Source organism: Tessaracoccus flavescens (genome assembly GCF_001998865.1).
GTDB classification, from domain to species: Bacteria; Actinomycetota; Actinomycetes; order Propionibacteriales; family Propionibacteriaceae; genus Arachnia; species Arachnia flavescens.
Genome location: NZ_CP019607.1, coordinates 2,425,394 through 2,446,905 on the forward strand (window position 1 = coordinate 2,425,394; position 21,512 = coordinate 2,446,905).

Here is a 21,512-nt window from a genome sequence, read left to right on the forward strand (position 1 = left end):
GGACCCACGGGGCAGGGCCGACCGTGGCCGCCCTGAGAGAGTGCGAACACAGGTGCCAGAGGCGCCGACCGGCCGCAACTTCAGCCCTGCCCGCAGCCGATCGGGACTGCGCCCGAATCGTCGGACGCATGCGACTGGTCGGGCGAGCCGACAGAAGGCGGGTGCGATCCGGGTACCCCGCAAGGCCATCAGGTGGTGGCGCGTGAACCGCGCCAGCCCTCTCTGCATCGGCGCAGCGCGATGCCGACACAGCCTGCTCGTCGTTGCTCCAAAGGCCGGTGCGAGCAGCAAGCGCCCGGCAGGAACCGGGTCATGGCGTCGACCACATCCATCGCCGGTATCGCCACGCACACCGTGCCGTCCTCCGAACCGAGCCTTGCATCTCCAGCGCCATTCTCGGCGTCTGCGCCACGGCATCAGCAAGGGTCATCCGCTCGCGACCGCGCCCACACTGCAGAGCCTCCCCCGCTTCGGTGGAGGCCTGACGATCGCGAACCGGGACCGGTCGATCCCCCGGGGCTTCCAAGCGGCGTGAGAGCGCCGCATGGGTCTTGACTACCTGGCCAGGAAGCAGCCCTGGATGTGGTCGTCGACCGTGCCGATCGCCTGCATCGCCGCGTACATCGTGGTGGGTCCGACGAACCGGAACCCGCGCTTCTTCAGCGCCTTGCTCAGGGCGAGCGATTCGGGCGTCTGGGCCGGGACATCGGCGAAGGTCAGTGGCGCGTGACCGCGCGGCTCGGGCGCATGCGCGACGATCAGGTCTGCCAGCCGCTCGCCCGCCTCGTGCATGGCTAGCAGCGCCCGGGCGTTGCCGATGGTGGCCTCGATCTTCGCCCTGTTCCGCACGATGCCGGGGTTGGTCAGCAGCCGATCCACGTCGTCGGGCGTCAGCTCTGCCACCTTCGCCGGAGCGAACCGGTGGAACGCCTCGCGGTACCCCTCACGCTTGCGGAGGATGGTGATCCAGCTCAGCCCGGCCTGGGCGCCCTCGAGCGCGATGCGCTCGAACAGGGCGTGCTCATCGGGGGTGTCCGCGACGGGACGGCCCCACTCCTCGTCGTGGTACGCCTCGTACAGAGCGTCGCCGGTGCCGAAGCAGCGAATCGTCTCCATGGGAACTCCTCTCATCGGTGTTGTTCCCACTGTCGGTCACCATCATGGCCGCTGTGCCAGACACTTCGCAGCCTGTGGACAACCGGATCACCCGTTGCGGGACCGGCTGGTCGGCCCCGGTGGGGACGTATAGACTCTGGCTCTGGCCCTCACGGGCCGTTCCCCGGTTGGTCTTTCGGTAGGGCCCGCCTGACTTTGAATCAGGATTAGCGCAGCAGGTTCGACTCCTGCCCGGGGAGCTCACAGGTCTGCGGGCGAAGCCGCCGGTTCGGGGCCGTGGCCCCCGCCAGGCAGACCCCGCACCCAACGCCGCTCGCCCACCAAACAGGTGCTACACGTACGACGTCGGGGTCAGCGTCCCGCCCGCGGCGACCAGCGTCTCAGCCCCGTCGATCCGGTCGGTGTTCTGCGCGGAAACGGCCAGCCAGCCGCCGTCGCGGCGTTCGACCACGAAGGTGAACACCCCAGCCCGGTCGCCCACCTCCTTCCCGTCGGGTGAGACCTGGCCCGCCATCCGCCACAACGCGAGCACCACGGCCGAGTCTGAACCGAGCGGGCGGACCTTCGTCCGCTCCAGCGCCATCTCGGAGGAGCCGAACATGACCCGGAACCCGCGGGCGTGAGCCCTGCGGATGTTCCGCCTGTCCTCCCACCACAGGCCGACCACGTTGACGAAGTCAGCGTCCTCGACGAACAGGTCGGCGAGCGCGTCCGGGTCGCGGTCGTTCCACGCCTCGGCGAACGCGAGGGCCACGTCGACCGGTTCCTTCAGTCTCATGGACCCAATCCTGCCCCGTCACCGTCGGTAGGTGTTGAGCACGACGCCTCCTGGAAGCGGTTCGGTCGAGACGAGGGCCAGGTCGACCTGGCGGGGCCCGCCGATCACGGGGATGCCGTCGCCGAGCAGCACCGGGTTGACCTTGAACTGGAACTCGTCGATCTCGTCGAGCAACTGTCCGGCGAGCTCAGCGCCTCCGCACAGCCAGATGTCGGCCCCCGCCTGCCGCTTCAGATCGGCGACCTGTGCACACACGTCACCTGACATCGTCTCGAGCGGCAGGTCGCGGTGCGTCGCGACGACCTGACGCAGGTGAGGGTAGGCGCCGCCGGGCAGGCCGACCTCCACTGCGGGGGCGTAGGTCCGATGCCCCATCACGACGGTGTCGAAGCGACGGTTGGCGGAGGTGACGCCGAACGCCTCACGAGCATGGGCGGGACAGGTCTCGGGGTACCGCTCGAACACGGCCGCGAGGGTCGACGGGTCGGTCGGGATCGTCGAGGAATCCCCGTTCCGGTCCGCGATGAATCCGTCGGCCGAGACGGCGACGTACTAGACGAGGTCACGCATGGCTCTCCAATCACTGCAGGTGTGTTGGTTAAGAATCTACAACACCTGTGGCGGTTGGTCTAGGGTTGGGGCATGGTCGCTAATCCACGACGGCGGGAGCAGGTCGCCGAGGCCGCCGTCGAACTGCTCGGCTCAGGGGGAGGGCGGGAGCTCACCCACCGTGCCGTCGACCGCGTGGCCGGCCTGCCGCTCGGCACCTGCGCCAACTACTTCCCGAGCAGGGTCGCGCTCATGGAGGGGATCGCCGAGCGCTGCTTCGAACTGCTCGCCCCCGACGAGGACCGACTCCGCGATCTCGCCGCCGTCACCGACCCGGAGCAGGCGCTGGAGGCCTACCTCGGCTACGTCGTCGAGCGGCTGCTCGCCAGACCGGCGCTGCCGCTCGCCCTGATCGAGCTGAGGCTCGAGGCCGCGCGGACGCCGTCGCTCGCGGCGCGGCTCGGCCCCTTCCTGCGGGCGGGCCTGGAGGCGGACGTCGACTTCCATGCGCAGAGGGGTCTGCCGGGAGGGCGCGAGACCGTGCTCGCCCTGCACCACCTCGTCAATGGTCTGGTGCTCGACCGGCTGACCGTCCCGCTCGAGCCAGACGCTGACCCGCTCGTCACCGCCGCCTCCATCGCGCGCAGCCTGGTCCGGGGCGCCGACGCCTGATCCCGGGCCTGCGCCCCAAGTCGGCGTGGACGTCCGGAACGCCGTATGATGCGAAGCGACTCCGGTTGCTCTCTCAGGCATCCGAGCGCCCTGCGCCCGGCGGCCCTGCGGTCGGGGACATCGCCCGTCGGCCACAGAAGGAGAAACCCCGTGTCCACCGACAGCGAGCTCGCGCCAGTCGCAGCCGTTGTGGTTCTCGCCGCCGGAGGCGGAACCCGCATGAAGTCCGCCAAGTCAAAGCTCCTCCACGAGGTCGCTGGCAAGCCGATGCTCAGCTTCGCCGTCAGCGCCGCTGCCGCGCTCGACCCGGAGCACCTCGTCGTGGTCGTCGGCCACCTGCGCGAACAGGTCGAGGCCCAGCTCGAACAGCTCTCTGCGGCGGTCACCACCGCCGTCCAGGACCAGCAGCTCGGTACCGGGCACGCCGTCGCCTGTGGCCTCGCCGGGCTCGGCCAGCTCGAGGGCGAGGTCGTGGTCACCTACGCAGACGTCCCGATGCTCACCGGCGACACCCTCCGCGACCTTGTCTCGACTCACCGCGGAAACCTCAACGCCGTGACCATCCTGACCGCGGAGGTCGAGGACCCGACCGGCTACGGCCGCATCGTCCGCGAGGGCGAGGCCGTGACCTCGATCGTCGAGCACAAGGACGCCAGCGATGCCCAGCTCGCGATCACCGAGATCAACTCCGGCATCTACGTCTTCGACGCGGCCACGCTGCGCGACGGGCTCGCCTCGCTGACCACCGACAACGCGCAGGGCGAGCAGTACCTCACCGACGTCGTCCACTTTGCGGCCCAGCGCTCCCAGCGCGTCGGCGCGCACGTGATCGACGACGTCTGGCAGACCGAGGGCGTCAACGACCGGGTCCAGCTCGCGCGGATGAACGCCGAGATGAACCGCCGCATCCGCGACGCCTGGATGCGCGAGGGCGTCACCATGATCGACCCGACCAGCACCTGGATCGACGTCGACGTGGATCTGGCGCAGGACGTCACCCTCCTGCCAGGCGTGATCCTGCAGGGCGCGACCACCATCGGTGAGGGCGCCACCATCGGCCCCGACACGACCCTGATGGACGTCGAGGTCGGCCCCCGCGCCGAGGTCACCCGCACGCACGGCTCGTTCGCCGTGGTCGGCGAGGAGGCGAGCGTCGGTCCGTTCTCCTACCTGCGTCCTGGAACCATCCTCGGCAAGGGCGGCAAGATCGGTGCCTTCGTCGAGACCAAGAACGCCACCATCGGTGACGGCGCGAAGGTGCCGCACCTGGCCTACTGCGGCGACGCGGTCGTCGATGACGGCGCCAACATCGGCGCAGGCACGATCTTCGCCAACTACGACGGCATCAAGAAGTCCACGACGCATGTGGGCAAGAACGCTTTCGTGGGCTCCAACTCTGTCCTCGTCGCTCCTGTCGACATCGGCCCCGGCGCGCTCGTCGCCGCAGGCTCGGCCATCACCGAGGACGTCCCCGCGGGCGCCCTCGGGGTGGCACGCGGTCGCCAGCGAAACGTCGAGGGATGGGTCAATGACCGTCGTCCCACCTCGAAACAGGCCGCAGCCGCGGCTGACAGCGATGGGGCGATCCACCCAGCAGTGCTCGAGTCCCGAAAGAAGAAGGCCTGACCTTGATGTCCCAGATCGCCAAGAATGACAAGCACCTGATGCTGTTCAGCGGGCGTGCCTATCCGGAGCTGGCGGAGGAGGTGGCGACGCTGATGGACCAGGACCTGGTCCCGACCCGCGCCCTCACCTACGCGAACTCCGAGATCTACGTCCGCTTCGAGGAGTCGGTGCGCGGCTGCGACGCCTTCGTCATTCAGTCGCACACGGCGCCGGTCAACGAATGGATCATGGAGCAGCTCATCATGGTGGACGCGCTCAAGCGCGCCTCTGCCAAGCGCATCACCGTGGTCGCCCCGTTCTACCCCTACGCGCGCCAGGACAAGAAGCACCTCGGTCGTGAGCCCATCTCGGCCCGGCTCGTCGCCGACCTGTACAAGGCAGCCGGGGCCGACCGGATCATGTCGGTCGACCTGCACGCCGCGCAGATCCAAGGCTTCTTCGACGGCCCCGTCGACCACCTCTGGGGCCTTCCCGTGCTCGCCGACTACGTCACGGACAAGTACGACGCCTCCGAGATGTGCATCGTCTCGCCCGACGCCGGCCGCGTGCGTCTCGCCGACATGTGGACCGACCGTCTCGGCTGCCCGCTCGCGATCATCCACAAGCGCCGCGACCCGAACAAGGCCAACACCGTGGCCGTGCACGAGGTCGTCGGCGACGTCGAGGGTAAGACCTGCCTGCTCGTCGACGACATGATCGACACCGCCGGCACGATCGCCCAGGCCGCAACGGCCCTGCGCGAGCGCGGCGCCAAGCGGGTCATCGCGGCGGCGACGCACGCGGTGTTCTCCGGCCCGGCGGCCGAGCGGCTCAACGGCACCGGCATGGACGAGATCATCGTCACCAACACGCTGCCGATCAGCAACCGTGACGAGATCAACAACCTCACGATCCTGTCGATCGCCCCGCTGATCGCGAAGGCGATCAACGCCGTCTTCCTCGACGGCTCCGTCACCTCCCTCTTCGGAGGCCAGGCCTGACGCCCACCTTCCCGCGATGACCGGGCTGGTTCAGGTGAAATCCTGGGCCAGCCCGGTCAGCTTTTTCATGGCCTCCTGCGGATCGGCGCCCCGACCGACGGCGAGGCCGACCAGGAAGGCCGACACCGGGGCCATCGGACAGTCCACTCTGCGGGCGATCACAGCGGTCAGCGTCAGCAGGTCGTCGACGGGGACCTCCTCTTGCGAGAGCCCGAGCGCCTCCGTGGCGGGTGCGATCCACGTGCCCAGAGCTCGCGGTCGTCGCGTGGCTGGTCCATGCTGCCTCCTGAGGTCGGCTCCCACTCAGGCACAGGGACGGGCCGCGTTCAGGCGGTGACGAGGACCGCGACGTTCAGCGCCACGACGGCGGCGACGACGAGCCAGGCGACCGCGGTCAGCAACGGCCCGCTGCGATACTCGCCCATCACCTTCCTGCTTGAGGTGAGCAACACCAGCGGCACGAGGGCGAACGCGATGCCGAAGCTCAACACGAGCTGCGACTGCACCAGCGCCTGGGTGGCGTGCAGGCCTGCGATCAGCACGACGACGGCGGGGACGAGCGTGATCAGGCGCCGCATCGTCGGGGTGATCCTCGGGGAGACGAGGTCGTGGATCATGCCTGCCCCCGCGTCGGTTCCGACGATGGCCGAGCCGAGGCCCGAGACGAGCAACCCGACGGCGAACACCGTCGCGGGCGCCGCACCGACCAGGGATCCGATCTGGGCGTAGGCACCCTCGATGGAGTCGATGGACGACCCGCGCAGCCCTGCGGCCGCGAACAGCAGCATCGACACGTTCACCGCGGCGGCGATGGTCAGCGCCACCGCGACGTCGATCCGCTGCACGCGCAGCAGCCGGGCGGTCGTCTCCGTCGATGCGGCGTGCCGATCCTTCGCGAGGGCCGAATGCAGGTAGATGGCGTGCGGCATCACGGTGGCGCCGAGCATCGCGGCGGCCAGTTGGACGGAGCCGGCGTCGGAGAAGCGTGGCACCAGCCCCGTCGCGACCCCCGCGGGATCGGGCGGTAGCCAGAAGAGGGTGGCGAGAAAGCCGACGGCGATCACGCCGAGCACCGCGGCCATGAGGATCTCGAAGAAGTGTTCGCCCTTGCGGCGCATGAAGTGCAGCGAGAGGATCGCGGCCATGCCGATCATGATGGCGCCGAGCCAGAGCGGCAGGCCGAACAACAGGTTCAGCGCGATCGCCCCGCCGACGACCTCCGCGAGGTCGGTCGCCATCGCGACGGCGACCGCCTGGGCGGCGTACCCGAACCGCCACAGCTTCGGGTGCCGCCGTTGATCGAGGCGTTGACGGATCAGGGCGGAGAGCGAACTGCCGCTCACCACCCCGAGCTTCGCCGAGAGATACTGCACCAGCATCGCCATCAGGCAGGCGAGGACGAGAGCCCAGACCAGGAGGTAGCCGTATTGCGCGCCTGCGCTCAGGTTCGCGGCGACGTTTCCCGGATCGACGTAGGCGAGCGCGGCCACGAAGGCCGGGCCGAGGAGCACCACCGTTCGCCGCTGCATGGGCACAGATCGTAGTGGGGCTGGTCGGCACTCAGGGTCAACCTCGTCCCAGGTGGGGGTGTCCGATCCGACCAGGGTGGCAGAAGTGGCCGCACAGCCTCGACGGTGAGCCGATCCGCTGTGCCTACCGCTGCGCCTAGGTTCGAGGCTGCAGGATCTTCGAAGAAAGGGACCTTCCCATGAGCCAGTCGACCAGCCAGCCCGCGTGTGGCACCCAGCACCTGACCAAGGTGTTCGAGACGGGTGAGACCCCGGTGGTGGCGGTCGACGACGTGTCCGTGACGATCGAGCGCGGCAGCTTCAGCGCCATCATGGGCCCCTCGGGCTCCGGCAAGTCGACGCTGATGCACTGCATGGCTGGGCTCGACCGGCCGAGCAGCGGTTCCGTCTTCATCGGAACCGACAACATCGCCCAGCTTCCGGAGAAGGTCGTCACCCGCGTCAGGCGCGACAAGGTGGGCTTCGTCTTCCAGTCGTTCAACCTGATGCCGACCCTCACCGCGGAGCAGAACATCCTGCTGCCGCTCGAACTGGCGGGCACGAAGGTCGACCGGCAGCTGTTCGACCAGGTGGTCGGCTCGCTCGGCATCGGCGACCGGCTCGGCCACCGTCCGAGCCAGCTTTCGGGCGGTCAGCAGCAGCGTGTGGCCGTGGCTCGCGCCCTCGTCACCCGTCCCGAGGTGATCTTCGCGGACGAGCCGACCGGCGCCCTCGACCAGCGCACTGGCACCGCACTGCTGGAGTATCTGCAGTTCTGCTCGCGCGAGCAGGGCCAGACCATCATCATGGTCACCCACGACGCGAAGGCCGCCGCCTACGCCGATCGGGCCCTGATGCTGCTCGACGGCCGCATCGTCGACGACATCGCCCACCCGACCGCCGAGTCGGTGCTCGCCTTCCTCGGATCGGTGGCCGCCTGATGTGGCGCCAGGCCATCAGTGAGCTGAGACTCCACCCGAGCCGCTTCATCGCGACGCTGATCGCGATCGCCATCAGCGTCGGCTTCATCTCCGCGATCTCGGTGTTCGTGAACTCGCAGCAGACCGCGCTCGGCAATCAGGGATCGCTCGACATCGTCAAGGCCGACATCGTGGTGGACGGGACGCCGGAGTCCGCGAAGGTCATCGCGGCGACCGAGGGCGTCGAGGACGTCGTGGCACGGTCCTACCCGGGCGTCGCGTTCCTTTCCAAGGGCGAGCGCTCGATCAACGCGTCGCTGTACGAGGTTCCGCCGCAGTGGCTGCGCTGGTCCGAGATCGTCGAGGGGCGGATGCCCGAGAAGTCGAACGAGGTGGCTATCTCCAGGGACGGCCTCGAGAGTCTCGGCGCGAAGGTGGGCGACACCCTCTCCGTCGAGATGGCCGACTCCGACCTCACGGTGGTGGGCGCGACGGACGACCCCGGCTCGCTGTTCTCCCAGATCGGGTACCGGGCGCCAGACCCGGCCTCGGAGACCCCGCCCGACGACGAGTTCGGCCCCGTCTACGTGTCGTACGCGGTCAAGGTCTCCGACCCGGGCTCGATCGACGCGACGGTCGACGCGCTCGCGAAGGCTCTTCCGAAGGACGACGCGGTCGCCAGCGCCGAGCAGGTCCGCGTCGACCAGCTCAACCAGATGACGGCCGAGTTCGACGTCTTCAAGAACCTGCTGCAGGCCTTCGCCGCCATCGCGTTGCTCGTCGGGGCGATCACGATCGCGAACACCTTCACCATCCTCGTCGCCCAGCGGAGGCGCCAGATCGCGCTGCTGCGCGCCGTCGGCGCCTCTCCCGGTCAGGTGATGGGGCGCCTCGTGGTGGAGTCCTTCCTGCTCGGCGCGATCGGCTCGCTGATCGGCATCGGGGTCGGCTTCCTCGTCGCGTGGCTCGGGGGGATGGTGACCGGGTCGAACTTCTGGGGCCTCACCGTGCGTCCGCTCGAGTTGGTCGTCGCCTGGGGTGCGGGCGTCCTCGCCACGATGGTGGCCGCCATCGCACCGTCGGTCGCGGCGACCCGGGTCAAGCCGCTCGAGGCGCTGCAGAGCGTCCCGACCGAGGCACAGGCCAAGCGGGCCGGGATCGTCCGCGTCATCGTGTGTGCCTTCTTCGCCGTGATCGGCATCGGTCTCGCGGTGCTCAGCCAGACGGTCGACACGGTGCCCATCGTCTGGGCGATCGGCGCAGGCATCGCCTTCACCATCGCCGTCCTCGGCGCGGCGCCGCTCTACGTCGCCCCGCTGCTGCGCCTGCTGGCCCGCGTCTTCGGCCCCATCGGCCCGACGACGAGGCTCGCGCTCACCAACGCGGCCCGCAACCCTCGTCGGGCGGCGTCCACCGCCACTGCCCTGATGCTCGCCGTCGGGTTGATCGTCACGCTTCAGGTTGCGCTCGCCACCTCGCGCAGTTCCGGCATGGAGGCCATCGACCGGCAGTACCCGATCGACCTGACCATCTCCTCGAGGGAGGGCGAGGTCTCCACCTCACTGATCGACGATCTGCGCGGTCAGGACTCGGTGGCCGACGTCATCGAGATCCAGTCGAAGCGGATCGAGGGGGAGTTCGGGCCGACCGACTTCTCCACGCCCTCCGCGGCCTACTCCGAGCTCGGCATCGAGCCGCCGTCCAAGGCCAAGCCCGCCGACGACGAGATCGTGCTCTACGCCTTCGGCTCGACGCTCACCACCGCTGAGGAGGGCGACACCGTCACCGTGCAGGGATCGGACGGCCCGCTGCAGTTGAAGGTCAAGACCGATCAGGACCTCCCAGGCGGCAGCGCGGTGGTTTCACCGGCGACCTTCGCGAAGATCGCGGGAGCCGAGGGCGTGCGTGAACTGTGGGTCAAGCTGGTGGACCGCGACTCGGCCAGCCAGCTCAGCTCCGTGATGCGCACGGTCCAGGGGCACAACGGCGCCGAGATCAGCGGGGGTGGGGCCATCATGGCCTCGACGCTCAGCCAGGTCCTCGACGTGCTGCTCATCGTGATGACGGCGCTGCTCGGCGTCGCGGTGCTGATCGCACTGGTCGGCGTCGGCAACACGCTCGGACTGTCCGTGCTGGAGCGACAGCGCGAGTCAGCCCTGCTCCGGGCGCTCGGCATGCAGCGCTCCGGGCTGCGGGCCATGCTCCTGATCGAGGCGATCGCGCTTGTGGCGATCGGCGCGGTGATCGGCCTGCTCGCGGGCATGTTCTTCGGATGGCTCGGCGTCTCGTCGACCCTGCGGATGATCCCGGACGGCGCCGTGAACCTGCGGTTCTCGCTCGACTGGCTCTACACGGTCGGCCTGGTGCTGGTCTGCCTGCTCGCCGCGGTGCTCGCGTCGATCCTGCCCGGTCGCAGGGCGGCCAACGCGACTCCGACCGAGGCGCTCGCCGTCGACTGACGCAGGAGGCGACAACGGGGGCCGGTCACCTGACCGGCCCCCGTCTCGCGCTTCAGTTCTTGGCGACCTGCTTGCGGTAGGCCTCCGCCTCCCACGTCTCGATGAACGAGCGTTCCCGCTCGTCGAGGGCCCGGACGGAGCCGAGCCGGGTCGCCGCCACGCCGACCGTCAGCGCGTCCACGTACACCTCCAGCGCCGTCTTGGCGGAGCACGCCGAGTCGCCGGACCCGACCACTCCGAGGCCGGGGACGACGGCGATCACCGGGTCGTTGCCGTGGTCGCGGCGAAACGCCTCCACGGCATCGGCCACCGGCTCGCCAGGGTGGAGCACCACGGGGAAGGAGCCGGCGTAGACGATCTGGTCCGGGATCAGCGGGCCGTCCGTCAGGAACCGCGACCCCGCCTCCGTGGTGGGGAATCCGCTGGCGATCTGGCCGGCGTCGAGGGCGACGTGCTCCGCGCCGACCGCCGCCTTGAAAGCCGCGGCGAGGGTCGCGAGCGTGTCGACGGCGCGGCTGTCGTCGGCGACCGCCGCCTCGATTCTGGCCATGATGTCGTGGCTGATCGCGCGGATCCGGTTCGGATCCTCACCGGAGACGATCAGTCCGTGGTTCATCAGGAACGTCGCGGCAGGCGGTTCCTGGCCTGTGCGCTGGGTGAACTCCTCGCGTCGCTGCTTGACGAGCCGGGCGAGCGGGAGGCCGGGGTCGACGTACTCGACCCACAGCACCTCGTCGCCGAACAGGTCGCGGGTGAGCTCGCGGCCGACGGTGTTGCAGGTGACCGCGTTGATCAGCAGTGGGTGCGTGTGCACGACGTAGGTGTCGGGGATCAGGGCATGGAAGAGGATCTCCACCGACGGTCTGCGCGGCCCGTCGTCGCGGCGCGCGAGGCCGGCGATGTGGTTGACGGGGTCGCCGAGCGCCGGGTCGGGGTCGGGTGCGTCGAGCGAACCGTTGAGCAGGTCGAGGTCGAGCGGGACGAGGTCATCGGCCGCCAGGGTCGCCATCGAGACGCCGCTCGGCTTGATCCACAGCACCCCGTCGAGCTTCACCGACGAGTTGCCGCCGCCGGCGCGGACGAAGGCGGGGTCGGCGCCGAACTCGTTGCTGAGCGCGGCGAGCACGGCCCGGGGGTCGGGGGAGTAGGAGGTGGTCTCGCTTGAGGTCATGACGATCCTTCTGAGGTCGGTCAGGGTGCCGGACACGAGCCCCGTCGCCCGCGCCTGGCTGAGGGAGTTGCCGATGGCGGTCGCCTCCACCGGGCCAGCGGTCACCGGAAGACCGGTCCGGTCGGCCGTCAACTGGCTGAGCAGCGCGTTGTTCGCGCCCCCGCCGACGATGACGATCCGCTCGGGCCGTCTGCCGGTGATCCGCGCCAGTTCGGCGACGGTCGCGGCGTAGGCGTCCGCCAGTGACTCGAGGACGGTGCGGGCGAGGAAGGCCGGATCGTCCATCCGGGCGTCGCCCCCGACGAGTGCCGTGAGCCGCGCAGGCATGTCGCCCGGGTGCAGCAGCGTCGGATCGGTGGCGTCGAAGCGCAACGCGTCCTCGACGCCCTCCGCCTCGACCACGAGGGACGGGATCGACACCTCGCGGCCGGCCTCGGCCCAGGCGCGTCCCGCCTCCGACAGCAGCCACATGCCCATCACGTTCTTGAGGTAGCGGACGGTGCCGTCCACGCCGGCCTCGTTGGTCAGGTTCGCCCGCCGGGAGGCCTCGGTCAGGATGGGCGCGTCGAGCTCCATGCCGATCAACGACCACGTGCCGGACGAGATGAAGACGTCGTCGGGACCGGTCAGCGGGGCGCCGACGACGGCGGAGGCCGTGTCGTGGGAGCCGACCGCGACCAGCTCAATCCCGGCGGCGGGGCCGTCGATGATGGTGCCGACCACCGTTCCCGGCTCGATGAGCTCAGGGAAGATGTGGCGAGGCAGTCCTAGTCGGTCGATCAGCTCCCAGTCCCAGTCGCCGTCGACGGGGTCGAGCAGTGAGGTGGTCGACGCGTTGGTGCGCTCGGCGACGGCGCGCCCGGTCAGCCGGTGGCCGATCAGGTCGGGCAGCAGCAGGAAGAGCCGCGCGTCGTCGAGCCTCCCCGCGAGGCGGTCCTCGACGAGCTGGTTGACGGTGTTGATCGCGTTGTCCTGGATGCCGACGCGCGAGTAGAGCTCGGCCGCGTCGATGAGCCGCTCGACCTCCGCCTTGCCGACGGCGGTGCGCTCGTCGCGGTAGTTGAAGGGACGGCCGAGCGGGCCGTGGTCTCCCAGGAGGCCATAGTCGACGGCCCAGCAGTCGATCCCCACCGCCGCGACCTCGCCGCCTGCGAGCTTCATGGCCCCGGCGATGCCGTCCTGGATGTGTGCGTAGAGGGCGTCGACGTCGAGCTGGAGGCCAGCGTCGGTGCGGGTCGCGGCGGTGGGGAAGCGGTGCACCTCGGTCAGCGCCAGCCGACCGTCCTCGAAGGAGGTGAGCACAACCCTTCCGCTGGTGGCTCCGAGGTCGACGGCGATGACCGAGGGCGACATCTAGGTGTACTGACCGGACACGTTGATCGACCGGCTGTGCGCCAGCCAGCAAGGTCATCGTGCGGGAGGAGGTGAAGAATCCTGCCCCTGCGGGCCGAGCATGTGCCGGTCATTACTGTTGGAGTGTTGGGCGTAGACCCCCCAGCGGGGCGGGTTCTAGGCGTCGCCGGATGGTGGCGAGGGCGTCGCGTAGGCCGGACGGTTCGACATTCGTGAGGTCCGTGTCGAAGGTGATAAAGAGGCCGGCGACTCCAGCCCAGGACCACCCCCCGATCGTCAGGCGGCAGGACTGTCGGTCGATGGGGGCGACGGCGGATCCGCCGGGGGCCCAGCGGGCGACGACGTCTGCGGGCAGCGGGAGGGTTGCGGTGCCGACGCACTGCCACTGGCCGGGGGTGTCGCCTCGGTCGGGGTTCTGCACGACGAGCCGGTTCAGGTCGTCGGGGTCGAGGGGGGTGGGGGTGAAGGGGCGGCCGGCGGGGGTCTTGGGGCGGATGCGATCGACCCGGTAGGTGCCCCAGGTGCCGTGGTTGCGGTCGCGGGCGACGAGGTACCAGCGGCCGGCCCACACGACGAGGTGGTGGGGCTCGACGTCGTGTGGCGGGCGGAAGTCGGCGTCGCCCGGCCCGGGGACGCGCCCGTCGGGGTCTGCGTAGTCGAACCTCAGGCACGAGCTCGTGCGGATCGCGGACCCAACGGCCTGCAGCGTCGCGACGTCGATGGGTGGCGCCGAGAATTCCCAGTAGTTGCGCAGTGCGGTGACCTCGAAGGCTTCGCTGGCGGCGCGAAGGCGTGCGGGCATGACCTGGCGCAGGGTCGTCAGCGCTCGGGCGACGGCGTCGTCGATTCCGGTCACGGTCGCTGGTGCGGTCTGCAGGGCCAGCGAGATGGCGATGGCCTGGTCGTCGTCCAGCACCAGGGGCGGGAGCTTCCCGGCGGCGCCGAGCCGGTAGCCACCACCGGGACCGGGCACGGCCTCGACGGGGTAGCCGAGCTCGCGCAGTGTGTCGATGTCCCGGCGCACCGTCCTCGCCGACACCCCGAGCCGCTTGGCGAGGTCGCCACCGAGCCACTCGACGCGCGCCTCGAGCAGGGACAGCAGCCGCAGGATGCGGGCGGAGGTATCGGCCATTACACCAGCATGGCGCGAGTTGCGGACATTCGGTGTCCTGAACTGACGGCACGGTGAGGCCATGACTTCTCCTCAAGACACCTCAGCGGATGCTCGGGTCGGCGGCCGGGCGGCATCGCTCGCGCTGCTGGTCGTGCTGTTCGCCTCGTTCATGGACCTGCTCGACGTCACCATCGTCACGGTCGCGGCCCCGCACATCGCGGCAGACCTGAACGCCTCGCCAGCGCAGCTGCAGTGGATGCTCGCCGCGTACACCCTGGCGCTGGGCTCGGGCCTGATCACCGGTGGCCGCATCGGCGACGACTACGGACGACGCCGGGTGTTCCTGGCCGCCTTGGCGGCCTTCGCCATCGCGTCCGCAGCGTGCGCCCTGGCCCCGACTGCGGGCGCGCTCATCGCCGTTCGGGCGGTCCAGGGACTCGCGGGCGGGTTCATGGTCCCGCAGGTCTTCGGGATCATCCGCTCCTCCTTCGAGCCGGCGGCGATGGCCAAGGCCTTCGGCGCCTACGGCGCCGTCCAGGGCCTGGCCTCGGTCGCCGGACCTCTGATCGGCGGAGCTCTGGTCGACGCCGACCTGGCGGGCCTGGGCTGGCGCACGATCTTCTGGATCAACATCCCCGTCGCCGTTGTCGCTCTCGTGCTGGGTTGGCGGGTCCTGCCCGAGTCCCGCGCTGCGGCCCACTCTCGCCTAGACGTCATTGGGGCCCTGCTCGCTTCCGTCGGGGTGCTGCTGGTGCTGCTGCCCCTCGTCCAGGGTCGCGACTGGGGCTGGCCCACCTGGGGCTGGGTTCTGCTGACCGCCGGCGTGCTCATCCTGGCCGGGTTCCTGCGCTTCGAGAGCGCCCTTGCACGCCGCGGCGGGGAGCCTGTGCTCGCCCCCGACCTGCTCAGGGTCCGCCCGTTCGTCGCGGGCCTGACCGCGTCGGTGTTGTTCTTCGGGGGCCTGGCCTCGTTCTTCCTCGTCCTGTCGATCTACCTGCAGGCCGGAACCGGCCGCTCGGCCTGGGACACGGGCCTGGTGATCCTGCCGTACGCCCTCGGGTCGATGCTCACCTCCGGTGCGGGTGTCGCCCTCGCCGCGAGGGCCGGGCGAGCCCTGCTCGTGGCCGGCTCGCTGACTCTGGCCGCGTCTCAGGCGCTGCTGTGGTGGCTCGTCCGCGATGGCGCCACCCCCGGCTACTGGCCCCTGGCCGCCGCCATGTTCCTCGGCGGCCTCGGCCTGGGACTGGCCGCGCCGATCCTGGTCAACGTCGTCCTGGCCGGCGTTCCCGGCCGCCGCGCCGGCGCCGCCGGCGGGGTGCTGTCCACCGTCAACCAGATCGGCGGAGCGGTCGGCGTCGCCGTCCTCGGCACCGTCTTCTTCAACGCCGCCTCGAGCGCCGGCACAGCGACCGCGCCGGCCGAGCTGTTCGGCGACGCCCTGGCCCAGGCGATGCCCTGGCAGGTCGCCACCTACCTGCTTGCGGCTGTCGCGATGCTCGCCCTGCCCAAGACCGCAGCGACCCACCAGGACTGAACCGATGACCCCCAAGACCCACCAGGAGCAGCCCGTGTCGAATCGCGACGTCATAAGGGTGCGCGGCGCCCGCACGAACAACTTGCGCGATGTCGACGTCGACATCCCGAAGAAGCAACTCACCGTGGTGACCGGGGTCTCGGGATCGGGCAAGTCCTCCCTGGCCTTCGACACCATCGCGGCTGAGTCCCAGCGGCTGCTCGGCGCGACGTACCCGGCCTTCGTCCAGAACCTCATGCCCCACCTGCCGCGCCCCGATGTCGACACCCTCGAAGGGCTCAGCGCGTCGATCGTCGTTGACCAGGCCCCCCTGGGCGCCAACCCCCGCTCCACTGTCGGGACCGCGACCGATGCCTGGTCCCTGCTGCGCCAGCTCTACGCCGGGCACGGCACCCCGCCGGTGCCCGGTCCCCACGCGCTGTCCTTCAACGCTTCCACCGGGATGTGCCTGGCCTGCGAGGGCACCGGGCGCACCGCCACGCTCGACGTCGATCTCGTCCTGGACCGATCCCTGTCGTTGAACGACGGCGCGATCACCTTCCCCAACTTCACCGTCGGGTCCCTGTTCTGGAAGGTGTACGCCCGCAGCGGGGTGTTCGACAACGACAAGCCGGTGCAGTCGTACACCCCGGCCGAGCTCGAATACCTCCTGACCGGCACCGGCCCGAACGTCGACACCGGCACCTACCCCATGGCCTACGAAGGAGTCCTGACCAAGATCACCCGCCTGTACCTCTCCAAGGACCCCGCCGCGCTCAAACCACGCCTGCGCGAGGCCCTCGAGCACGCCGCCACCACCGGGCCCTGCTCCGATTGCGCCGGCACCCGTCTGAACTCAGCCGCCCGCGCCTGCACCATCGACAACACCCCCATCACCACATGCCACGCCATGCCCGCCACGGACCTGCACCGTTGGCTCGTGGACCTCGACCTGCCAGCCGCAGTACCGCTCATCGCCCAGCTGCAGTCCCTGCTGGCCAACCTCGCCCGCGTCGGCCTGGGCTACCTGGCCCTGGACCGCCCCACCTCCACCCTGTCCGGCGGCGAGGGACAACGCATCCGCACCGTCCTTCATCTCGACTCCGCCCTCACCGACCTGACCTACGTGTTCGACGAACCCGCGGCCGGGCTCCACGCCCACGACACCGCCCAGGTCGTCACGCTTCTGCACGCACTGCGCGACAAGGGCAACACCGTCCTGGTCGTCGAGCACCACCCCGACGTCATCACCGCCGCCGACCACGTCATCGACCTGGGCCCGGGCGCAGGCACCGACGGTGGCACCATCACCTTCCAGGGCACCCCCGCACAACTCACCCACACGCACACGCCCACCGCCGCAGCCCTCGCAGCCCGACCCACCCTCAACCTCACGCCCCGCACCCCCACCGGCACCCTGCGCATCCGCGATGCCACAACCCACAACCTGCACCACCTCGACATCGACATCCCGCTGGGCGTCCTGACCTGCATCACCGGCGTCGCCGGTGCGGGGAAGACCTCTCTCCTGACGAACCTGCCCCGACGCGACGACCTCGCAGTCATCGACCAACGCCCCATCCGCGGATCACGACGCTCGACCCCCGCCACATACACCGGCGTCATGGACTGGCTGCGAGACGCCTTCGCCAAAGCAGGAAGCACCCCCGGACACAAGCTCAAGCCCTCCATGTTCAGCGCCAACAGCGCCGGCGCCTGCCCCGACTGCACCGGCCTGGGCGTCACCTACCTCGACGCCCCCGGAAGCGGCCCCGTCCCCGTCACCTGCACCACCTGCAACGGCGCCCGCTACACCGCAGGCGTGCTCACCCACACCCTGGACGGCGTGACGATCGCCGACGCCCTCGGCCTGCCGGTCGCCGACGCCGCCACCCGCTACACCAACACTCCCGCAGGCCCGCCGCTGGCCGGACTGGTCGATGTCGGCCTGGGCTACCTCACCCTCGGACAACCCCTATCCACCCTCTCCGGTGGAGAACGCCAACGCCTACGTCTTGCCACCCGCATCGCGCAGTCCGCCACCATCTACGCCCTGGACGAGCCCACCACAGGGCTGCACATGAGCGACGTCGACACCCTGACCCGGCTGCTTCACCGCCTTGTCGATACCGGCGCGACCGTCGTCGTCGCCGACCACCACCTGAACCTGATCGCCACCGCCGACCACGTCATCGACCTCGGCCCCGACGCAGGACCCGGTGGCGGCCACATCACCTACCAAGGACCAGCCGCCGACTTGTCCACCACCGACACCAACACCGGCCGAGCCCTCGCCGCGCGACTCGCCCTGTGACCCGCCGAGGGGACTGCTCCTCACGCTTGACGCCCTCACCCGAACGATGCCTACCCCAGCAAGGAATCCAATGTCACACGCGAATGCGGCACTGACACCCCGCCATCGCCTCAAGGTCGCCCGCCTCGTCGTCGACGACGGGTGGCCGATCAGCGACGTCGCCGCCCGCTTCCAGGTCTCCTGGCCCACGGTGAAGCGCTGGGTCGACCGTTACCTATCCGGCGAGCCCATGTCCGACCGCTCTTCGCGCCCGAAGTCGTCCCCCAACAGAACCCCGCGAGTGGTGGCGAAGCGGTGCGTGAGCCTGCGAATGCGGCTGCGGGAAGGGCCAGTGCAGCTCGCCGCCCGGCTCGGCATCGCCCCGTCGACGGTTCACCGCATCCTCACGACGGCGCGCATGAACCGGCTGTCGTACGTCGACCGGGCCACGGGCGAACCGATCCGCCGGTACGAACATCCACACCCTGGATCGCTGGTGCACGTGGACGTGAAGAAGCTCGGCAACATCCCCGACGGCGGCGGGTGGCGCTACGTCGGACGACTCCAAGGCGGACGCAACCGCGCCGCCACCCCCGACAAGCCACGCAACCAGTACGGCGGGCCGAAGCTCGGGTACGCGTTCGTCCACACAGTCATCGACGACCACTCCCGCGTGGCATACACGGAGGTCCACGACGACGAGACCGCCATCACGGCTGTCGCCGTCCTGCACCGCGCTGTGGAGTGGTTCGCCGACCTCGGTGTCACGATCGAGCGTGTGTTGTCGGACAACGGCGGCGCCTACCGCTCACACCTGTGGCGGGACACCTGCGAGGCACTGTCGATCACCCCGAAGCGGACTCGCCCGTACCGCCCGCAGACCAACGGGAAGGTGGAGCGCTTCCACCGGACCATGGCCGACGGGTGGGCCTACGCCCGCTGCTACACCAGCGAGCAAGAACGCCGAGACGCCCTCCCCGGCTGGCTCCACCAGTACAACCAGCATCGCCCCCACACGGCCTGCGACAACCAGCCGCCGTTCTCACGATTGATCAACGTCCCCGAGCAGTACATCTAGGCCCCCCAGCCCGCCTGGGCGCCGCCGACGCGTTCCTCGGCGATCCGGGCGAGATAGCCCGATCCGGCGAAGGCCGCCATCGGGTCGGCTGGGAAGCCTCGGGACTCGCGCCAGCGGGCGAGATCGGGCCGCACGTCGGTGTAGAAGGCATCCATCAGGATGGAGTTCGCGCCGAGCACGTCGCCCGCTGTCTGCGCGTCCTCGAGCGCCGCGGCATCGACGAGCAGAGCGCGCGCCGTCATCTCCTGGACGTTGAGCACCGACCGGATCTGGCCCGGGATCTTGTCTTCGATGTTGTGGCACTGGTCGAGCATGAAGGCGACCCCGGTCTCCTTCGCAAAGCCACCGCCGCGCCGCACCTCCCACAGGATGCGGAAGAGCTGGAACGGGTCCGCCGCGCCGACGATCAGGTCGTCGTCGGCGTAGAAGCGCGAGTTGAAGTCGAAGGAGCCGAGCTTTCCGAGGCGCAGCAGCTGCGCGACGATGAACTCGATGTTGGTCCCCGGGGCGTGGTGTCCGGTGTCGAGGCAGACGACGGCGCGCTCGCCCAGCGCGGCGACCTGCGTGTAGGCCGTTCCCCAGTCGGGCACGTCGGTGTGGTAGAACGACGGCTCGAAGAACTTGTACTCGAGGACGAGTCGCTGGTTCTCGTTCAGGTGCGGGTAGATCGCGGCGAGGGACTCGGCGAGCCAGTCCTGGCGGCGGCGGAGGTCGCCCTGGCCCGGGTAGTTGGTCCCGTCGGCCAGCCAGATCTTCAGGTCGCTCGAGCCGATCTGGTTCATCACGTCGATGCACTCGAGGTGGTGCTCGACCGCCTTCTGGCGCACGGCCGGATCGTGGTGGGCGAGGCTACCGAACTTGTAGGCCTCGTCCTGGAAGGTGTTGGAGTTGACGGTGCCGAGTTCGACCCCGACCTCCCGGGCGTAGTCGACGACCTCGCTCCAGTCGTCGACCTTGTCCCAGGGGTAGTGCAGCGCCACCTTCGGGGCGAGGCCCGTGGCGGCATTGACCTGCGCCGCGTCGGCGAGCTTCTCGAAGACGTTGCGGGGCGTCCCGGGCGTTGTGAAGACCCGGAAGCGGGTGCCGGAGTTGCCGTAGGCCCACGAGGGAACCTCGATGGCCTGCTCGGCCAGTTGGTCTGTGATGGAATCGAAGGCGGTCATCTGCACTCCAACGCTGGAGGTTGAATCGTTTCAATACTTGAATGGTACAACGCTTGGTGGGTCCGCGTCAAGCGCCCCAATGGGGCAGTCGTGGTTGCGTGAGCGGGGCGCCGGGAAGCCGCTGACGGCCCGGCGCTGGAGGGTAGGCGGGGCGATCCCGCCTCCGTGGGTGTCGAGCGGGCTGCGGCGGAGGGTCAGCGGCGGGGAGCGCTCGACTCTCGGACGACGAGGTTGGGCGTGAAGCGCACCGACTGGTGCGCGTGCGCGACGCCCGCTTCGGCATCGGCCAACTCGGCCATCAGCAGGTTCGCGGCCGTGCGGCCCAGGTCGGTGCGTGGCTGCGCGATCGAGGAGAGAGGGACGGCGGCGGCCGCGGCGAAGTCGATGTTGTCGTAGCCGACGATCGCGACGTCGTCCGGCACGCTCAGTCCCTGCGCCATCAGCCCCTGCAGGAGGCCGATGGCGACCAGATCGTTCGCGCAGAAGACGCCGGTCGGGCGGGTCTCGGGAGCCATCAGCACCAATTCGTCCGCAGCCTGCCTGCCCGCTGCGATGTCGAGTTCAGGGACGGCGATCACCAGGAGCTCCGCGTCCCCCTCGAGCGCCGCCTGCTTCGAGCCGTCGAGGCGGTCCTGAACCTGCTTCAGCGAGATCGGGCCACCGGCGAACGCGATCCGGCGGTGCCCCGTCTCCACCAGGTGGTCGACGGCGAGCCTTCCGCCCGCGTGATCGTCGACGCCCACAGTGCAGCACTGGACTGACTCGGCCACCCGGTCCACGAGGACGGTGGCGATCCGCGCCTTCGTCAGCTCGCCGACCTCGTCGGGCTGGGCTCCGATCGGGCCGAGGATCACGCCGCGCACCCGCTGCTCGAGGAAGGTGCGCAGGATCGTCTCCTGCCGCTGGGGGTTGTTGTCCGCGTCGCCGATGGTTGCGTGGAAGCCGTTGTCGAACAGCACGTCCTGCGCGCTGCGGAGCAGGTCGGCGAAGAACGGGTTGGTGACGTCCATGACCGCAAGCCCGATGGTGCGGCCGCGACCGGCGCGCAACTGCTGGGCCTGCTGGTTCGGCACCCAGCCGAGCTGGGCGATCGCCTTCTCGACCCTCTCCCGTGTCGAGGGCAGGACCCGGTCGGGGTTGTTCAGCACGTTGGAGACGGTGCCGATGGAGACCTGGGCGAGGGCAGCCACGTCGCGCATGCTCAGCCGTGCCACCGCGT

Annotated in this window: 16 protein-coding genes, 1 tRNA gene and 1 pseudogene; 9 read left to right on the forward strand and 9 right to left on the reverse strand. The window is 69.8% G+C overall.

Annotation, left to right across the window (positions count from 1 at the left end):
- Window positions 1-555: 555 nt before the first annotated feature.
- The gene (locus tag BW733_RS11590; protein ID WP_152024683.1) at window positions 556-1,116 is read right to left on the reverse strand and encodes a DNA-3-methyladenine glycosylase I; all 561 of its coding nucleotides are present in this window, start codon (window positions 1,114-1,116) and stop codon (window positions 556-558) included.
- A gap of 160 nt (window positions 1,117-1,276) precedes the next feature.
- On the opposite strand from BW733_RS11590, the gene BW733_RS17915 reads away from it, so the two are divergent.
- Window positions 1,277-1,355, forward strand: a tRNA-Gln gene (locus BW733_RS17915).
- A 92-nt stretch (window positions 1,356-1,447) separates the two neighbouring features.
- On the opposite strand, the gene BW733_RS11595 is transcribed toward BW733_RS17915, so the two are convergent.
- Together BW733_RS11595 and BW733_RS11600 are read right to left on the reverse strand one after the other, a co-directional pair.
- Window positions 1,448-1,894 carry an SgcJ/EcaC family oxidoreductase gene (locus BW733_RS11595; RefSeq protein ID WP_077350649.1) on the reverse strand — a complete coding sequence of 149 codons (447 nt, stop codon included), beginning with the start codon at window positions 1,892-1,894 and terminating at the stop codon, window positions 1,448-1,450.
- An 18-nt stretch (window positions 1,895-1,912) separates the two neighbouring features.
- The gene (locus BW733_RS11600) at window positions 1,913-2,419 is read right to left on the reverse strand and encodes a dihydrofolate reductase family protein (protein ID WP_202970370.1); all 507 of its coding nucleotides are present in this window, start codon (window positions 2,417-2,419) and stop codon (window positions 1,913-1,915) included.
- A 117-nt stretch (window positions 2,420-2,536) separates the two neighbouring features.
- Between BW733_RS11600 and BW733_RS11605 the strand changes: the two genes are divergently transcribed.
- From BW733_RS11605 to BW733_RS11615, 3 genes are all read left to right on the forward strand, one after another.
- Window positions 2,537-3,115, forward strand: a complete 579-nt coding sequence (locus BW733_RS11605) for a TetR/AcrR family transcriptional regulator (RefSeq protein ID WP_077350651.1) — start codon at window positions 2,537-2,539, stop codon at window positions 3,113-3,115.
- Between the two features lie 219 nt (window positions 3,116-3,334).
- Window positions 3,335-4,741: a bifunctional UDP-N-acetylglucosamine diphosphorylase/glucosamine-1-phosphate N-acetyltransferase GlmU gene (gene glmU, locus BW733_RS11610; RefSeq protein WP_237268404.1), complete on the forward strand. Its 1,407-nt coding sequence runs from the start codon at window positions 3,335-3,337 to the stop codon at window positions 4,739-4,741.
- 5 nt (window positions 4,742-4,746) lie between these two features.
- Window positions 4,747-5,721 (forward strand): ribose-phosphate diphosphokinase, encoded by a 975-nt coding sequence (locus BW733_RS11615; protein ID WP_077350653.1) that lies wholly within the window; start codon window positions 4,747-4,749, stop codon window positions 5,719-5,721.
- Window positions 5,722-5,751: 30 nt separating this feature from the next.
- Here BW733_RS11615 and BW733_RS11620 read toward each other — a convergent pair whose 3' ends face one another.
- The gene (locus BW733_RS11620) at window positions 5,752-6,024 is read right to left on the reverse strand and encodes a DUF6457 domain-containing protein (RefSeq protein ID WP_202970191.1); all 273 of its coding nucleotides are present in this window, start codon (window positions 6,022-6,024) and stop codon (window positions 5,752-5,754) included.
- Window positions 6,025-6,047: 23 nt separating this feature from the next.
- Window positions 6,048-7,250, reverse strand: a complete 1,203-nt coding sequence (locus BW733_RS11625; RefSeq protein ID WP_077350655.1) for an Nramp family divalent metal transporter — start codon at window positions 7,248-7,250, stop codon at window positions 6,048-6,050.
- Between the two features lie 203 nt (window positions 7,251-7,453).
- Here BW733_RS11625 and BW733_RS11630 point away from each other — a divergent pair.
- Window positions 7,454-8,170: pseudogene (locus tag BW733_RS11630) on the forward strand (ABC transporter ATP-binding protein); the annotation flags it as partial.
- On the forward strand, window positions 8,170-10,608 hold the full coding sequence (locus BW733_RS11635) for an ABC transporter permease (RefSeq protein WP_077350659.1): 2,439 nt from the start codon (window positions 8,170-8,172) through the stop codon (window positions 10,606-10,608). The pseudogene BW733_RS11630 and the gene BW733_RS11635, both read left to right, overlap by 1 nt.
- A gap of 52 nt (window positions 10,609-10,660) precedes the next feature.
- On the opposite strand, the gene BW733_RS18630 is transcribed toward BW733_RS11635, so the two are convergent.
- Both BW733_RS18630 and BW733_RS11645 read right to left on the reverse strand, forming a co-directional pair.
- Window positions 10,661-13,132 (reverse strand): FGGY-family carbohydrate kinase, encoded by a 2,472-nt coding sequence (locus BW733_RS18630; RefSeq protein WP_077350661.1) that lies wholly within the window; start codon window positions 13,130-13,132, stop codon window positions 10,661-10,663.
- Between the two features lie 112 nt (window positions 13,133-13,244).
- Window positions 13,245-14,264 carry a helix-turn-helix transcriptional regulator gene (locus BW733_RS11645; RefSeq protein ID WP_077350663.1) on the reverse strand — a complete coding sequence of 340 codons (1,020 nt, stop codon included), beginning with the start codon at window positions 14,262-14,264 and terminating at the stop codon, window positions 13,245-13,247.
- A gap of 61 nt (window positions 14,265-14,325) precedes the next feature.
- On the opposite strand from BW733_RS11645, the gene BW733_RS11650 reads away from it, so the two are divergent.
- From BW733_RS11650 to BW733_RS11660, 3 genes are all read left to right on the forward strand, one after another.
- Window positions 14,326-15,780 (forward strand): MFS transporter, encoded by a 1,455-nt coding sequence (locus BW733_RS11650; RefSeq protein WP_077350665.1) that lies wholly within the window; start codon window positions 14,326-14,328, stop codon window positions 15,778-15,780.
- A 4-nt stretch (window positions 15,781-15,784) separates the two neighbouring features.
- The gene (locus tag BW733_RS11655) at window positions 15,785-18,073 is read left to right on the forward strand and encodes an ATP-binding cassette domain-containing protein (RefSeq protein ID WP_077350667.1); all 2,289 of its coding nucleotides are present in this window, start codon (window positions 15,785-15,787) and stop codon (window positions 18,071-18,073) included.
- 70 nt (window positions 18,074-18,143) lie between these two features.
- A complete protein-coding gene (locus tag BW733_RS11660) occupies window positions 18,144-19,130 on the forward strand; it encodes an IS481 family transposase (protein ID WP_152024684.1) in 987 nt (328 codons plus the stop codon).
- On the opposite strand, the gene rhaI is transcribed toward BW733_RS11660, so the two are convergent.
- Window positions 19,127-20,293, reverse strand: a complete 1,167-nt coding sequence (gene rhaI / locus BW733_RS11665; protein WP_077350669.1) for an L-rhamnose isomerase — start codon at window positions 20,291-20,293, stop codon at window positions 19,127-19,129. The genes BW733_RS11660 and rhaI overlap by 4 nt on opposite strands.
- Window positions 20,294-20,487: 194 nt before the next feature.
- The gene (locus BW733_RS11670; RefSeq protein WP_237268173.1) at window positions 20,488-21,507 is read right to left on the reverse strand and encodes a LacI family DNA-binding transcriptional regulator; all 1,020 of its coding nucleotides are present in this window, start codon (window positions 21,505-21,507) and stop codon (window positions 20,488-20,490) included.
- Window positions 21,508-21,512: the final 5 nt, after the last annotated feature.